Annotated in this window: 17 protein-coding genes; 7 read left to right on the top strand and 10 right to left on the bottom strand. The window is 47.8% G+C overall.

Annotation, left to right across the window (positions count from 1 at the left end):
- Positions 1-57: 57 nt before the first annotated feature.
- Positions 58-2025, top strand: coding sequence for a methyl-accepting chemotaxis protein (locus TPET_RS04600; protein WP_011943477.1), 1968 nt, complete (start codon positions 58-60; stop codon positions 2023-2025).
- Positions 2026-2119: 94 nt separating this feature from the next.
- Complete coding sequence (gene mutL / locus TPET_RS04605) at positions 2120-3652, top strand: DNA mismatch repair endonuclease MutL (RefSeq protein WP_193325869.1); 1533 nt, start codon at positions 2120-2122, stop codon at positions 3650-3652.
- Here the strand turns inward: mutL and TPET_RS04610 are convergent.
- From TPET_RS04610 to TPET_RS04650, 9 genes are all read right to left on the bottom strand, one after another.
- Positions 3649-3957, bottom strand: coding sequence for a DUF190 domain-containing protein (locus TPET_RS04610; RefSeq protein ID WP_011943479.1), 309 nt, complete (start codon positions 3955-3957; stop codon positions 3649-3651). The two genes, mutL and TPET_RS04610, sit on opposite strands and share 4 nt — an antisense overlap.
- Positions 3954-4337 carry a fluoride efflux transporter CrcB gene (gene crcB / locus TPET_RS04615; RefSeq protein ID WP_011943480.1) on the bottom strand — a complete coding sequence of 128 codons (384 nt, stop codon included), beginning with the start codon at positions 4335-4337 and terminating at the stop codon, positions 3954-3956. The genes TPET_RS04610 and crcB overlap by 4 nt, the downstream gene beginning before the upstream one ends.
- Positions 4334-5104, bottom strand: coding sequence for a glucose 1-dehydrogenase (locus TPET_RS04620; RefSeq protein ID WP_011943481.1), 771 nt, complete (start codon positions 5102-5104; stop codon positions 4334-4336). The genes crcB and TPET_RS04620 overlap by 4 nt, the downstream gene beginning before the upstream one ends.
- Before the next feature lie 41 nt (positions 5105-5145).
- The gene (locus TPET_RS04625) at positions 5146-6120 is read right to left on the bottom strand and encodes a thiamine pyrophosphate-dependent enzyme (protein WP_004082462.1); all 975 of its coding nucleotides are present in this window, start codon (positions 6118-6120) and stop codon (positions 5146-5148) included.
- Between the two features lie 14 nt (positions 6121-6134).
- The gene (porA, locus tag TPET_RS04630; protein ID WP_004082460.1) at positions 6135-7313 is read right to left on the bottom strand and encodes a pyruvate synthase subunit PorA; all 1179 of its coding nucleotides are present in this window, start codon (positions 7311-7313) and stop codon (positions 6135-6137) included.
- 2 nt (positions 7314-7315) lie between these two features.
- Positions 7316-7615: a pyruvate synthase subunit PorD gene (gene porD / locus TPET_RS04635; protein ID WP_004082458.1), complete on the bottom strand. Its 300-nt coding sequence runs from the start codon at positions 7613-7615 to the stop codon at positions 7316-7318.
- Between the two features lie 12 nt (positions 7616-7627).
- Positions 7628-8206: a pyruvate synthase subunit PorC gene (porC, locus tag TPET_RS04640; RefSeq protein ID WP_004082456.1), complete on the bottom strand. Its 579-nt coding sequence runs from the start codon at positions 8204-8206 to the stop codon at positions 7628-7630.
- 90 nt (positions 8207-8296) lie between these two features.
- Positions 8297-9133 carry a methyl-accepting chemotaxis protein gene (locus TPET_RS04645; protein ID WP_004082453.1) on the bottom strand — a complete coding sequence of 279 codons (837 nt, stop codon included), beginning with the start codon at positions 9131-9133 and terminating at the stop codon, positions 8297-8299.
- A gap of 9 nt (positions 9134-9142) precedes the next feature.
- The gene (locus tag TPET_RS04650; RefSeq protein WP_011943483.1) at positions 9143-9904 is read right to left on the bottom strand and encodes an oxygen-binding di-iron domain-containing protein; all 762 of its coding nucleotides are present in this window, start codon (positions 9902-9904) and stop codon (positions 9143-9145) included.
- 203 nt (positions 9905-10107) lie between these two features.
- On the opposite strand from TPET_RS04650, the gene TPET_RS04655 reads away from it, so the two are divergent.
- From TPET_RS04655 to TPET_RS04670, 4 genes are read left to right on the top strand one after another with little or no spacing between them, the layout of a single operon-like run.
- Positions 10108-10596, top strand: coding sequence for an NADH-quinone oxidoreductase subunit NuoE family protein (locus tag TPET_RS04655; protein ID WP_004082449.1), 489 nt, complete (start codon positions 10108-10110; stop codon positions 10594-10596).
- Positions 10597-10598: 2 nt separating this feature from the next.
- Positions 10599-10979: a (2Fe-2S) ferredoxin domain-containing protein gene (locus TPET_RS04660; protein ID WP_004082448.1), complete on the top strand. Its 381-nt coding sequence runs from the start codon at positions 10599-10601 to the stop codon at positions 10977-10979.
- 18 nt (positions 10980-10997) lie between these two features.
- The gene (gene nuoF, locus TPET_RS04665) at positions 10998-12821 is read left to right on the top strand and encodes an NADH-quinone oxidoreductase subunit NuoF (RefSeq protein ID WP_004082447.1); all 1824 of its coding nucleotides are present in this window, start codon (positions 10998-11000) and stop codon (positions 12819-12821) included.
- Positions 12818-13246 carry a ferritin-like domain-containing protein gene (locus TPET_RS04670; protein WP_011943484.1) on the top strand — a complete coding sequence of 143 codons (429 nt, stop codon included), beginning with the start codon at positions 12818-12820 and terminating at the stop codon, positions 13244-13246. The genes nuoF and TPET_RS04670 overlap by 4 nt, the downstream gene beginning before the upstream one ends.
- Positions 13247-13281: 35 nt before the next feature.
- Here TPET_RS04670 and TPET_RS04675 read toward each other — a convergent pair whose 3' ends face one another.
- On the bottom strand, positions 13282-13956 hold the full coding sequence (locus tag TPET_RS04675; RefSeq protein ID WP_011943485.1) for a cyclase family protein: 675 nt from the start codon (positions 13954-13956) through the stop codon (positions 13282-13284).
- A gap of 33 nt (positions 13957-13989) precedes the next feature.
- Here TPET_RS04675 and TPET_RS04680 point away from each other — a divergent pair, with 33 nt between their 5' ends.
- Positions 13990-15306, top strand: coding sequence for a transglutaminase-like domain-containing protein (locus tag TPET_RS04680; RefSeq protein WP_011943486.1), 1317 nt, complete (start codon positions 13990-13992; stop codon positions 15304-15306).
- Positions 15307-15308 lie beyond the last annotated feature (2 nt).

Here is a 15308-nt window from a genome sequence, read left to right on the forward strand (position 1 = left end):
TCCTCCCCGGTGCTTCGCGCCGGGGATGTTTCAGAACCGTAAAAGGAGAGATGCGAAGTGAACATAAGATTCAGGATCATACTCATAATGGTTGTGATTCTTGTTTCTTTCGTTCTCAGTGCTTATCTGGTCCAGAGAGGCACATCGTCTCTTCTCATCAGCAACGCAAAAGATTACATGGAAAAATCGGTATCTTCTCTTTCGAAGTACATCTCCCAGAAGTTGAACGAGGTTCAGAGAAATCTGAAAACTCTCCTTGGCAGCTCTCTCATAGGAGGTTACACGATCGCTTCTAACCTTCAGTCTGTTCTTCAGGGGGCTACGGATACAGTCTCCGTTGGTATTGTTGTCGATGAGATGAGCGAATCTGCTTATTTAGTTCTACCAGAAAAAATAGAAGAGAAGAACTATTCAGAGTACGGAAAGTACCTCAGTCTTATGAAGGAAAAGAACAAAACTTCGCTTGTCCTTGCCGAATCCATCGATGGAAAGCCTGTTTTGCTTTTCTTAGAGGGAATCACAACGTTCGGTTCAGAACCATCTGGACTGATAGCACTAGGTATATCCCTCTCTGAGAACTCCGATCTTTGGAAGTCAGTTGTAGAAGAAGGGAAAGCGAGCAAGAGTGGCTACGGGATACTTGTCACAGGTGATGGGAAGGTGTTGCTCCACAGGGACATGGGGAATTTCATGAGAGACGTGAAAGAGCTTGGTGGCTTTGAGAAAGCGTTTGAAGAGGCAAAGAGAGGTGGGGAAAAATACGTAGAATACGAATACGACGGGAAGAAATACGCCGTGTGGGAGAAAGTACCTGGATACGACTTCTACATCTTCTCGACGGGGTACCTGGAAGAACTTCTTGCAGAAGGAAGGAAAGCGACCCTTGGGACGATAGTGACGTATGTGGTGTTTGGTGGCGTGATCTTTGTGGTACTGTTTGTTTCGATGATGCCGATAGTGAAGAGGATGAGGCAGCAGGTGGAGAGAGTGAAGAGATTCGGAGAAGGGGACCTGACAGTAGAGTTTGAAGCAAAAGGAAAAGACGAGCTGACCCAGATGGAAGAGAGCCTGAAAGAAGCAGCACTCTCACTCAAAGAGATGATAGTGAGCATCATAGAAGCTGCAAAGGAGCTGAACGGTGCATCAGAAGAGATAAAAGTTCTCTCAGAAGAGAGCCACAGGATGTCAGAGAACCTGCACGAAGAAGCCAAAAAGATACTGGACGAAGCGAACAACATGAGCAGTGCGTTGACAGAAGTGACGAGTGGAGTAGAAGAAGTGGCAGCGAGTGCTCAAAACATCTCAAAGATCACCCAGGATTTGACAGAAAGGTCAGAAGCGGTGACGAAAGCGGCAAGGGAAGGGACAGAGAGGGTAGAAGCGGTGGGAGGAGTCATAAACAAACTCAAAGGGTCAGCAGAAAGACAGAGGGACTACCTGAAAGAACTCGTTGACTCAGCCAAGACGATAGGAGAGATAGTGGACACGATCAGCTCGATAGCAGAGCAGACGAACCTACTTGCCTTGAACGCAGCGATAGAAGCGGCGAGGGCAGGGGAAGCTGGAAGGGGCTTTGCGGTTGTGGCAGACGAGATAAGGAAACTTGCAGAAGAGAGCCAGAGGGCGACAGAAGACATAGCGAAGATGCTGAGCAATCTGAGGACGACGATAGAACACGTAGAGAACGGCTCGAAAGAGATGTTCGAAGGAGTGGACGAGATAGCGGTGATGGGAGAAGAAGTGACGAAGAGATTCAGAGAGATCCTTGGAAGGATAGAAGAGATCAACAGCATGATAGAGAACACGGCAGCGACAGCGCAGGAGCAGGGGGCAGCTGCAGAAGAGATGGCAAGTGCCATGGACAACGTCACAAAGATCGTTGAAGGGGTTGTGGAAAGCCTGAACAGGATGGAGTCTCTCATAGAAAACCAGACCGAGTCTGCTGCCAGAGTCTCAGAGGCTGCCGAAAAACTCTCTTCCCTCTCTGAACAGCTCTCAACGCTCGTTCAAAAGTTCAAGGTGTGAGAAGAAAAATCAACAGAAAAAACAGGCGGGGTTATCCCGCCTTTTTTCTGGGTGTTAAAATTTTCAGAGAAATCGTGTGGAGAGGTGTTCTGTTTTGAGAATAAAAAGGCTTCCCGAAAGCCTCATCAGAAAGATCGCAGCGGGTGAGGTAATCCACAATCCCTCTTTTGTCCTGAAAGAACTTGTGGAAAACAGCCTGGATGCACAGGCCACCAGAATAGTTGTTGAGATAGAAAACGGTGGAAAAAACATGGTAAGGGTATCCGACAATGGAATCGGGATGACCAGAGAAGAAGCCCTTCTGGCGATAGAACCTTACACGACAAGCAAGATAGAGAATGAGGAGGATCTTCAAAGGATCAGAACTTACGGCTTCAGAGGGGAAGCGCTCGCTTCGATCGTGCAGGTCAGTAGAACCAGGATCGTGACGAAAACGGAAAAAGATGCACTTGCAACACAGCTGGTGATCGCTGGAGGGAAAGTTGAAGAAATCTCGGAAACCCACAGGGATATCGGTACCACTGTTGAAGTGAGAGATCTCTTCTTCAATCTACCCGTCCGTAGAAAATCCCTGAAATCCTCTGCCATAGAGTTGAGAATGTGCCGCGAGATGTTTGAAAGATTCGTCCTTGCGCGAAACGACGTTGATTTTGTCTTTGCTTCAGATGGAAAGATAGTCCATTCCTTTCCAAAAACACAGAACATCTTTGAAAGAGCCCTCTTGATCCTTGAAGATCTGAGGAAAGGTTACATCACGTTCGAAGAGGAATTATCCGGCCTGAGGATAAATGGAATTGTTTCATCCCGAGAGGTAACTAGATCCAGCAGAACAGGGGAGTACTTCTACGTGAACGGCCGCTTTGTAGTTTCCGATGAACTCCACGAAGTACTCATGAAAGTTTACGACCTTCCAAAAAGAAGCTATCCTATTGTGATTCTTTTCATAGAGGTAAATCCGGAAGAACTCGACGTGAACATACACCCTTCGAAAATCGTGGTGAAATTTCTCAACGAAGAAAAGGTAAAAAAAAGTCTGGAAGAGGTTCTTAAAAAAAATCTGGCACGGAAATGGTACAGATCGGTTACATACGAAGAGATATCCTCCCGTGCCCTGAGTGTGGCAGAAGCGCCATCCTACAGATGGTTTCTGGTCAAGGGTAAGTACGCCGTCGTTGAAGTGGAAGATGGACTGCTCTTTGTGGATCTCCATGCACTCCACGAACGAACGATTTACGAAGAAATCCTTTCGAAAAAAAGCTGGGGGAAAAGACCGGTGAAAAAGAACATAACAGTTGTGCTATCAAGGGAAGAAAAACAAAAACTGGAAGAATACGGATTCTCCTTTCAAGGAGAAGAAGGAGCTTTGAAAGTCATTGAAATCCCGGAGTTTCTCACAGAAGACGTCGTGGAGGAATTTTTCAGGGACTTCTCGGTTGATGAGAAATTGAAGGAAAGAATAGCCCTTGCCGCTTGTAAACTTGCCACGAAATCTGGAGAATTCGACGAAGAGACCACATCGAAACTGCTGGATGTCTTCTTCAAGAAGCGGTTTGAAAGATGTCCTCATGGAAGACCGATTTCTTTCAAGATCAGCTATGAGGATATGGATCGATTTTTCGAGCGTTAACCCATCTTTACCACGTTGACGTCAGCGGTGAAAACGAGACCATCGAAGTCTATATTGTCGATTTCCTTCAAAAACATGTTTATTCTCTCTTCTTCATCGACGATTTCAAGAACGATGGGGAGATCCGGTGAAAGACTGAAGAAGTCACTTCTGTGCATGTGTCTTTTGTGACCGAAACCCATAATGCCTCTGTAAACGGTGACTCCTCTCATACCGAGTTCGTAAGCGCGTTTCACAAGATACTCGAAAAGAGGCTTTCCGCTGTGTCTGTCTTTCTCTCCAAGATAGATCTTGAGAAGCTTCATACCTTCCCCCTCCCCAGAATCATTCCAAAGTAGGCACATGTAAAAGCGAAGAGAAGATTGACGAGCGCGTAGGCAACTCCCCTTGCGGGACTCTCTTCGATGAGTGAGAGCGTTTCATAGGTAAAAGTGGAAAAAGTGGTGAAAGCTCCCAGGAGCCCCGTTCCAAAGAAAAGGATGGCTTCCTTAGAGAGAGGAACTTTCTCGATAGCGGCGAACATCAAAAACGAAAGAAAAAAAGAACCCACAGAGTTCACGATGATCGTGCCAAGTGGTATGTAAGAGAACGGCAGGAGTGAATTGATCGTACGGGAAACAAGGTATCTGAGAACGGCTCCAATCGCTCCTCCGAATGCAATTGTCAGGTAATCCAGCTCGATCATTCCTCGTATATCATCTTCACCGTCATACCACCATCGACGATGAAGTTCGTGCCTGTTATGAAACCTGCTTTTTCGTCGTCCGCGAGAAAGACGCAGAGATGGGCAATATCTAAGGGATTTCCAACTCTTCCAGCCGGGTGCTGTTCGTGATCGATGGGTCTCAGATCGGGTTTTTTTCTCAGGGACTTCTTCTTCCATTCCGATGTTTCTATCCAGCCGGGGCTTATGCTCACCACTCTTATGTGATATCTGGAAAGACTCACGGCCAAGGAGTGCGTGAGCGCTACGAGGCCTCCCTTTGAAGCCGAGTAGGGTTCTGTGTCCGGCTCTGACTGAAATGCCCTTGTGCTTGCTATGTTTATGATCACTCCGCCACCGCGTTTTATCATTTCTTCCGCGCAGTATCGAGAACAGATGTAAGGCCCCGTGAGGTTCACCCTGATCACTCTCTCCCATTCTTCGAGAGGTCTTTCGAAGATGCTCTTCACGGACATGACGGCTGCGTTGTTCACCAGAACGTCTACCCCGCCGTATATTTCGACGGTTTTTCTCACCATGTTCTTCACGGAGTTTTCATCTGCAACGTCCGTTTTTACGAATGTGACATCCAGCCCTCTTTCTCTCAACATCTCTTCTCTTTCAACGCCCGCTTCTTCGTCTATCTCTGCTATGACTACCTTCATGCCGTTTTCCGCAAAAAGCTGCGTGATCGCGGCTCCGATTCCCTGACCTCCACCTGTAACGACTGCCACCTTGCCTTCGAGCATGCTAACACCCCACAGAAAAGGCGGGGTAACCCCCGCCCGTTTTATCTAATCGGTTTGTCCTTTGTAACCTCTTCCAGTGTGAGTAGTCTTTCCCATCTTCTGTCGACGTATTCCTGGAGTTCGTCTACGATTTCTTTTGCATCCGGTCTTGAAAGAAGTTTTCTGAACCTTCCCTGAGCCTTCAGGAATTCCTCCACAGGTTTGAACTGTCTCGGTTTTCTGGTGACTCTGTAAACTCCTCTTTCCACTTCGTACAAAGGCCAGTACTTCGTTTCTACGGCGAGTTTTGATATTTCTACTGTTTTATCGTCGTTCACTCTCCAGAACCTGACGCAAGGAGAGAAGACCGCAAGGAAAGAAGGTCCATCGAAGTTCAGCGCCTTTTCCACCTTGGCAAAGAAGTCCATGGGTTCAGAGAGCGATGCGGTAGCTGCGTAGACGTTCTCGTGAGCCGCTACGATCTCGACGATGTTCTTTTTCAGCTGGACCTTTCCGGGGAGTTTCTTTCCAACAGGGGCTGTTGTGGTATCCGAACCCGGGGGTGTGGATCCGGATCTCTGGTTTCCTGTGTTCATGTATCCCTCGTTGTCGTAGAGCACGTAAAGCACTTTATGACCTCTTTCGAGCATCCCGGACAGTGACTGAAGACCGATATCGTACGTTCCACCGTCTCCACCAAAAGCAATGAAGGCGTATTTTTTGTCTTCTGGGATCTTTCCTTTGTTTTTCAGTGCTTTGTAAGCCGTTTCCACACCGCTCATCGTTGCTGCCACGTTTTCAAAGGCGTTGTGAATGTAAGGTACGCTCCAAGCGGTGTACGGATAGATGGAGGTAGAAACCTCCAGACAACCTGTTGCGAGTCCAACAACGGGTTCGTATCCGAGGTGTCTTGCGATCATCATCACGAACTTCACTGTGATGGGTGCTCCACAACCTGGACAGAGCCTGTGACCCTGTGTGATACCGATTTCTTTCTTATCGAACTCCTGTGCCAGCTGTTTTATGTTAACGGGCATTCCTCACACCTCCTTCACTCTCTGAGACCAAGATATCTCTGTTCATCTGCTATGAGGTTTCCGTTTATGGCATCTTCGAACGCTTTTCTGATGTGCTCTGGTTTGATGTCCCTTCCACCGAGACCGTAGACATAGGATCCAAGCATCGGCCTCGCTGCTACTTCGTAGAGCGCAGATTTCACTGCTTCGTAGAGAGGTGCTTCCGCTCCGAAGGAAACAGCTCTGTCGAGCACAACTACACTCTTTCTTCCGTTGAGGAGTTCCTGAAGCTGCTCCTTCGGGAACGGTCTGAACATCCAGATTTTCAAAGATCCAACTTTGTAGCCTTCTTCTCTCAGTTCATCAACCACGTACTTTATCGTGCTGTTTGTGGAGCCCAGTGCTACCATCACGTGCTCTGCATCTTCCATTCTGTACGGTTCGACAAACCAGTATTTCCTTCCAAACGTTTCTTCGAATTCTTTTGCGATTTCCGGGAACACCTTCTTTACGTTTTCCATGGCTTCAATCTGCTGTCTTTTGTGTTCGAAGTAGTAATCGTAAAGATCGAGAGGACCCCAGGTTACAGGGTGTTCAGTATCCAGAAGAGGATACATGGGTTTGAGCTCTCCAACGAACTTCTTCACGAGTTCATCGGGATAGAACTCAACGGGTTCCACTCCGTGAGAAAGGATGAACCCATCGAGGTTCACCATGACGGGAAGTCTCACATCTTCGTGTTCTGCCAGTCTCACAGCGAGAATGGTGAAATCGTAAGCCTCCTGATTAGTTTCCGCAAAGAGCTGAATCCATCCAGAATCCCTTTCTGCCATCGCGTCGCTGTGGTCACAGTGAATGTTTATAGGACCACTGAGCGCTCTGTTCACAACGGGCATCACAATGGGAAGTCTGTAGGAGGCAGCGATGTAAACTATTTCGTGCATCAGTGCGAGTCCATTTGCACTGGTTGCTGTCATCGCTCTTGCTCCCGCGGCAGCGGCTCCAACGACAGCGCTCATCGCACTGTGTTCACTTTCGACGGGAATCATTTCTGTCCTGACAACGCCGTCCGCGACGAACCTGGCGAAGTACTCCACAATAGGTGTCTGTGGAGTGATCGGGTACGCCGCAACGACATCGGGCTCTATCTGTCTCATCGCATTGGCAACGGCCTCAGCGCCGGTGACGGCCACTCTCTCGACGACCCTTTCCATCCTCATCCCTCCTCGCTCAGAAACTCAGTCTCAGGTCTCATCTCTATGGCCTGCTTTGGACATACGTTCGCACAGAGTCCGCATCCTTTACAGTAGTCGTAGTTGAAACCTTTCATTATTCCGCCTTCTTGGATGATCGCTTGATCTGGACAGTAGAGCCAGCAGAACATACAGTCTATACATTTCTCTTTGTGAAGAATAGGTCTCATCACACGCCAGGCACCTGTTTTGTATTCTCTTGCTGTTCCCGGTTTGTCGATGACTCCTCCAATGGGAATTTCCTTCCAGCTTTTAAGAGACATTCTCACACCTCCTCACTCTGAGCACTTTACTTCCTCATATCCACGTCTCAAAGCTCTCTTGTTCGCATCAATCACTTCCTGAGGGAATTTCTTTCCGAACATCTTCTCGATTCTCTTCTCTATCGCCTCGAGAGGCACAATACCTGTCACTCTGACCAGCGCTCCAAGCATCGGTGTGTTCGGTATTCCTCTCTTTATCTCCTGGAGAGCGATGTCTGTAGCATCCACCACGCATATCTTTCCGTTGAATCCTGTCTTTTTTCTGACGAATTCGAAATCCTTAACGGTGTTCACAAGGAGGATACCATCTTCTGAAAGGCCTTCTACAATGGCGGGAGAAAGTAGTGTTTCATCGATCACCACAACGACGTCCGGGTTTTCCACTGCAGATCTCACTCTGATGTACTCATCACCAATCCTGTTGAAGGCCCTCATGGGAGCACCTGTTCTTTCTGCACCGTATTCTGGAAAAGCCTGAACGTATTTCCCGGCTTCCAGAGCGGCTTCTGCCAGCATCTGGGAAGCACTCTTCGCACCTTGCCCGGCTCTACCGTGCCATCGTATTTCAAAGTATTTCTTCGCAACGGGCATCCGATTGCACCTCCTCGACAACATGGATTTAACCCACGTTATTGTATCAGATACATAATGCATTTCATAATGGTATACTTAAACAATAAATTAAATCTTTAGATCCTTCAGTTTTCTCTGAGCGGTGATCACTGAGTTGATAACTCTGTTTATGGTCGTGAATCCTCCTGCAGTCTCTTCCAGAACCTTCGTTGCACTGTCGATTTCCGCACTCTTTTCTGAGAGTGACTCCTTCGAGGTATCGAGGGAGTTTCTGACCTCCTGAAGGAGCTTTACGTTGTTTTCCATAAAACGAACCATATTCTGGAGGGTTTTACCAACTGTTTCAAACAGATTCGCCATGAACTCGAGGTTTTCAAGGGATCTTTGTGAAGATTCGAGGATTTCTCTGGCCTTCTCGACGATCTGCTTTGTCACTTCATTTGTTTCGTTTGATAGATTCTGAACCTCGTTTGCTACGATCATGAAGCCTTTTCCCGCTTCTCCGGCCCTCGCAGCCTCTATGGTGGCGTTTAAGGCGAGGATGTTGGTTTCCCTGGCGATTCTCATAATGTTCTGAATCAACTTTTCGATCGATCTTATGTTTTCAAGGGTCTCTCCTATCTGGGATGAAGCTTCTTTCACCCTTTCGACGATCTGATCTACATTTGTTCCGGATTTTTTCAACTCCTCCATGATGTTTTCACTGATCTTTTCCATGTCTTGGATGACAGAGACGAGCTGATCACTTTTCGCTTGAAAATCTCCCACCAGTTCCTGAAACAGTCTGTTGAGATTCACAAACCTTTCTTTAACTTCCTCTATTCTGCGCTGCATTCTTCTCAGCTTTCTGGTCAGTGCTTCGTCCAGCTGGCTTGTGAAGGATATGATCGTGTTCTCTGCAAAGAACGCAGAAGTGAGTTTATCCACGATTTCTCTTTCTCTCATAGAATCACCTCACAAAGAATAGAGATTGTCTATCAGATCAACACCGCATTTGAGATTTCTGAACCACTCGAGGAATTTCTTCACAGACTCTCCTCTGAACACAGCGCCGTGCTGAGGTGCGATCATATCTATCTTTCTCTTTGAAACCATATCCACCCATTTCTTGCAGGCCGTATTGGAAGACATGTACCTTTTGTGGAAGGCCTCCATAAGCGGAAGATGTCTTTCGAAATCATCGACGTACCTGTACCTCTTTCCTTTTTCGAACACCGCGGCGCCTATATCTCCTGAGAAAAGGATCTTTGCCACCGGATCGTAGAGAACGAAATTCCCAGTAGAATGAAGGAAATGCGCCGGGAGTATCTCGAGCTCGTTACCACTCAGGAGTTTTATCTTTGTTCCTTTGTCAGAGATCGGAACGATCCTTTTCTGATCGTAGATTCCAAAGTGTGGGAGAAACCTCACCCAGAGAGAGGATATGTATATCTTCGCGTTCTCACATATCGAAAGCCAGAGCAAAATCCCGGATGTGACATCGGGATCCTGATGCGTGTAGAATATATGTCTTATGCTGGAAAGATCAACCACTTCCGCTACGTTGGACATCACCCTGGGAAAGACGTGTGCTCCGCCCGGGTCCAGGAGAATCCCTTCGTTTCCATCGAGGATCAAATACTGGTTCGTCTGAACGATCTCTTCTTCTTTCTCTTCCCATCCCAGAAACATGAATTTGTGCTGACCGTTGTCGAAGAGGATTTCGTTTTCAAACATATTGTCACCTCCAGATTTCAAACGATTTCAAGAATTAATCCCCATTTGATTCTATCACTACATGCAACACTTTGTGACTGTTTCTTTTCTTTTCATCATATGACAGTGAGAGGTGTTATAATCGACTATGGTGAATGTGAAAAAAATATCAGATAAAAATTGTGAAAAAATTCCCGATAAATTCTGATCAGGAGGTGGCGGTTTTGGTCAAGTCGAAGGAGGAACTCTTCAAAGAGCTGGAGAATTTCATAGAAGAAAATGGGTACGAGGGAAAGAAGGATGCACTCATACAGGTGCTTCACAAGGCCCAGGAACTCTTCGGATATCTTCCCGCGGATGTTCTCGAGTACATCTCAGACAAACTCGACGTTCCTCTCTCGAAGGTTTATGGAGTGGTCACCTTCTACAACTTCTTCTCCACAAAGCCAAAGGGTAAACATCAGATCAAGGTTTGTCTCGGTACCGCGTGTTACGTGAAGGGTGCGGACAGAATCTTCGAAAGATTCCTCGAAGAACTCAAGGTGAATCCGGATGAACCCACCAGCGATGGTATGTTCTCCGTTCACGGTGTGAGATGCCTCGGGGCGTGCAGTATGGCACCGGTTGTCATGGTGGATGAAGACGATTTTTACGGCAGAGTAACTCCCGATATGGTGCCTCAGATCATCAGTAAGTACAAGCGGGAGGGATGAGGATGGCCAAGGTGAAGAGTCTGGAAGAACTCATGAAGATAAAGGAACAGGCTCTGAAGGATCTCCAGCTGAGGGGCGAAACAGGTAAAAGGGGGAAGATAACTGTTGCGATGGGTACGTGTGGAATAGCGGCGGGTGCCAAAGAGACTCTGAAGGCGATCGTTGAAGCCCTCAATGAATACAACATAAACGATATAGCGGTTGTTCAGTCGGGTTGTATGGGACTCTGCGAGGTGGAACCCACCGTTGAAGTGAGGCTCGAAGGTCAGGAGCCAGTCATATACGGAAGGGTCACTCCGGAAAACGCAAAGAGAATCGTGAAGATGCACATACTCGAAGGAAGGGTCGTCGAAGATCTGGTGGTCAAAAGAGGAGAAGCCTGACTCTGGAGGTGAAGGAGAGTGCCGCTCACAACGAACACGATCCTTATCTGTGCAGGTGGAGCGTGTATTTCCGCCGGCGAAAAGAGTGTCAAAGATGCCTTCGAAGAAGAATTGAGAAAGTACGGCCTCGATGAAGTTGTCAGGGTGATAGAGACCGGTTGTATGGGAGCGTGTACATTGGGACCGATTGCCGTGATCTACCCGGAAAGTGTGTTTTACCAGAAACTCACACCAGACGCAGCAAGAGAGATCGTCGAAGAACACATTTTGAAGGGAAGGATCGTGGAGAAGTACCTTTACAAGGCTTCCGAAGGAAAACCTGTTCCAAGAGTTCATGAGGAAGTGCCTTTCTTCAAGAAACAGGTTAGGATCGTCACAAGGAATCTCGGTGTCATAGATCCCACGAAGATAGAGGAGTACATCGCAAGAGACGGATATTTTGCCCTTGCGAAGGCTCTTCAGATGAAACCGGAAGACGTGATAAAGGAGATAAAGGACAGCGGACTCAGAGGAAGAGGAGGAGCGGGTTTTCCAACAGGGCTCAAGTGGGAACTCGCGGCAAGGCAAAAGGCCGAGAAGAAATTCGTTGTCTGTAACGCGGACGAAGGAGACCCGGGTGCTTTCATGGACAGATCGGTTCTTGAAGGAGATCCACACGCCGTCATAGAGGGGATGGCAATAGCCGCCTACGCGATAGGTGCTCAGAAGGGGTTCGTTTATGTCAGGGCGGAGTATCCTCTCGCCATTGAAAGGCTCAACATAGCGCTGAATCAGGCAAGAGAGTACGGTTTCCTTGGAGGAAACATAATGGGAACGGATTTTTCCTTCGATATAGAGATCAGAATCGGTGCGGGTGCGTTCGTTTGTGGTGAGGAAACCGCTTTGATGGCCTCCATAGAGGGTGAGAGAGGCCAACCGAAGGTGAAGCCTCCCTATCCCGTTGAGAAGGGACTCTGGGGATACCCCACAGTGATCAACAACGTTGAAACACTTGCGAACGTACCCTGGATCATCAGAAACGGTGCGAAAGAGTTCAGAAAATACGGGACGGAGAACTCTCCGGGAACGAAAGTATTCGCTCTCGCCGGTAAAGTGAAGAACACAGGTCTTGTGGAAGTTCCCATGGGAATCACACTCAGAGAGCTCATATACGAGATTGGAGGAGGAATAGCCGGAGACAAAAAGCTGAAAGCCATCCAGACTGGGGGACCGAGCGGAGGGTGTATCCCCGCTGAGTACGTAGACACACCTGTTGATTTCGAATCCCTCCAGAAACTCGGTGCAATCATGGGTTCTGGTGGAATGATAGTGATGGACGAAGACGACTGTATGGTTGACGTCGCAAGGTTCTTCCTCGAGTTCACCGTGGAAGAATCCTGTGGAAAATGTACGCCCTGTAGAGAAGGAACGAAGAAGATGCTCGAAATCCTGGAGAAGATCACTTCCGGAGAGGGAACAGAGGAGGACATAGAAGAGCTCGAAAAGCTGGCGCATGTGGTAAAGGACACTTCCCTCTGTGGACTTGGTCAAACCGCACCGAATCCTGTTCTTTCCACACTCAGATACTTCAGAGACGAGTATCTGGCGCATGTCAAAGAGAAGAGGTGTCCATCCAAGAAGTGTAAAGCGTTGATCAGCTACGTGATTGATCCTGAAAAATGTGTTGGATGTACCGCGTGTGCGAGGGTCTGTCCGGTTCAGTGTATAAGCGGTCAGGTGAGACAGCCTCACGTGATAGATCAGGCGGAGTGTGTCAGGTGTGGTAGCTGTATCGAAGTCTGTAGATTTGGAGCTATAAGCAAGGTTACTCCAGCTCTGCCGGTGGAGGAGGCGGTAGAATGATAGGCCCAAGGGATCTTCTGAATATAGCTTTGAGGATCGAATCAACCGGTTACTCTTACTACAAGAATCTCACGGAGAAAACGGAGGGGGAAACGAAGGCACTCTTTGAACGACTGGCGGAACAAGAGAGGGACCACTCCAGAAAGTTCAAGGAGATCCTCGAAAAATACGAGCAGGATCTTAACCCATCCGATGAGGTGCTCGGTTATCTCGAAGCTCTCGCAGAGATCTCTATCTTTCCCAAACTCGAAGAAACTCCCCCTGATGATCTGAGAGAGGCTGTGAGAAGGGCCATCGAAGTGGAAAAAGATTCCATAGTCTTTTACAGCGAAATATTGAGCTACGTACCGGAGAAAGAACCCGTTCAGGCGATCATCGATGAGGAGAAAAAGCATCTGAGGGACCTTCTGAGACTGGAAGTGTGAAGATACCCCGCCGGACGGCGGGGTTTTTGTTCAAATCATTCCACCTCTGCCAGAACGCTGACGGGTCCACCGTCCAGCCCCTTGAATCTCAAAGGAAGAGCGATCACACGTTTTATCTTCTTTCCAGCGACGGGTTCTAAATTCACATCTTCGAATATGATGATAGGTCTTTTGCTGCTGAATTTCTTCGACAAAAGCCATCTGTGCGCGGGGTAGTTTTCTTTTTCACCCAACACGATGGGATCGGCACTGAGAAAATCGAGCATGACCGCTTTGAGAGAGGGGACAGATTCCCTCAGAAAACGAGCCAACTCTTTTGAAATGCCGGGGAACATGTACCTGTAGGTTGCAGGATCTGTTCTTCTCAACTTCGCAAAACCCGATCTGAACATGAGAAGATCCACACCATTCAGATCCAGTTCTTCGATATCTTCGATGGTGAAGAGTTCCATTGGTTTCTTCTCCCTGTCCACGAGCAGGGGTTTTTCAAAAATGAAGTATTCAAGAGGTATCTGATCCAATGTCCAGCCCTCTTCACAAAAATGGTAGGGGGCGTCCACGTGTGTACCCGTGTGCGAGAAATGATGAATCATCATCGTGTTGGCGGCGTCTCCCTGTTCTATTCTGCTTTTCGGCTCAAAATAGTCTGGCGGGTTGTCCGGATAGGTCAACATTCTCTCTTCTATAGGATAAGATAATTCTATGAACACGTCTGTCACTCCCTTTCTGAAGGAGGTATCAACATGGAGTTTCTCATCTACAGTTTACCAGAGGAAGTGCTCAGAGAAGAAATGCTGGGGAACTTTTCAGTCGCTTTGAAGCTGATCGATGACTTTCTGAAAAAGGACCTCCCTTTGCTTCAGCGTGAAAGACTCATCTACGAAAAAGAGAGGATCGAAAGACTCCTCGAGGATTATCCTTTCACCGAAAAAGAAGCGATGGAAAAGATGAGGGAGATGTTCGAGGGTTTCTCAGAGGGAGAGTTCCAATATCTCATGAACGAAGGAGTACTCGACTACATCGTCGTGGAGGGTGAGAAACGATTCGAAAGGCGTTTCTTCCACAACCTCGCCTTCGTCAGATCGGAGTACAGAGAAAGACTCAGAAAAGATGAAAGAAGTGAAAAAGCCCGAAGAATTCTCCACGAACGGCTGGAGCGTCTCATAAAGGGTGAGGATCCGAAAAGATACAGAATAAGAGCGAGAATAACTTTGAAACTGAAGGAAACATCCTCCAAGCACCGCGTATGGCTTCCGTTTCCCAAGGAAGGCCTTCAGATCGAAAGTGTGAAACTTCTGAGAACAAGTCACAAAAGTTACTACATTTCTCCGAACGATGTTCCACAGAGGACCATCTACTTCGAAGGCGAAGACAGCACTTTTTTCGTGGAATTCGAGTACATTGTTAGAGAGTGGGTGAACCACGTCGATCCTGAAAGAGTTTCAGAGAAAGTTGTGGGATTTGAAGAGTTCCTGAAAGAAGAGCCTCCACACATCGTTTTTACTCCGAAACTCAGGTGGTTAACACAAACGGTGGTGGGTAGCGAGGTAAACCCGTACCTCAAAGCGAAAAGGATATACGACTGGATCACACTCAACGTGAGGTACTTCTACGTGAAACCGTATGCCCTGTACGAGAACATAACGGATTTTGTGGTGAACAACCTGAAAGGCGACTGTGGTTTTCAGGCACTTCTCTTCATAACGATGTGCAGGATCGCAGGTGTCCCCGCAAGATGGCAGTCTGGATGGTACATAAATCCGATCTTCGGTTCTCCTCACGACTGGGCACTTTTCTACGTGGAGCCCTATGGGTGGCTTCCTGCGGATCTTTCCTTTGGCGGTGCGAGGAGAGATAATGAATCTTTCAGAAGCTTCTACTTTGGAAACCTGGACGGCTTCAGAATGGTGGCAAACGACGGCTTCATGAAAGACTTCGATCCGAAAACTCGTTTTGTGAGAAGCGATCCCACAGACAACCAGGTTGGAGAGGCGGAAAGCGAAGAGAAACGTCTGCCGTTCGAAAGTACCATAGAAGTTATTAGTTTCGAGGAGGTGTGAGA

This window comes from Thermotoga petrophila RKU-1 (assembly GCF_000016785.1).
GTDB classification, from domain to species: domain Bacteria; phylum Thermotogota; class Thermotogae; order Thermotogales; family Thermotogaceae; genus Thermotoga; species Thermotoga petrophila.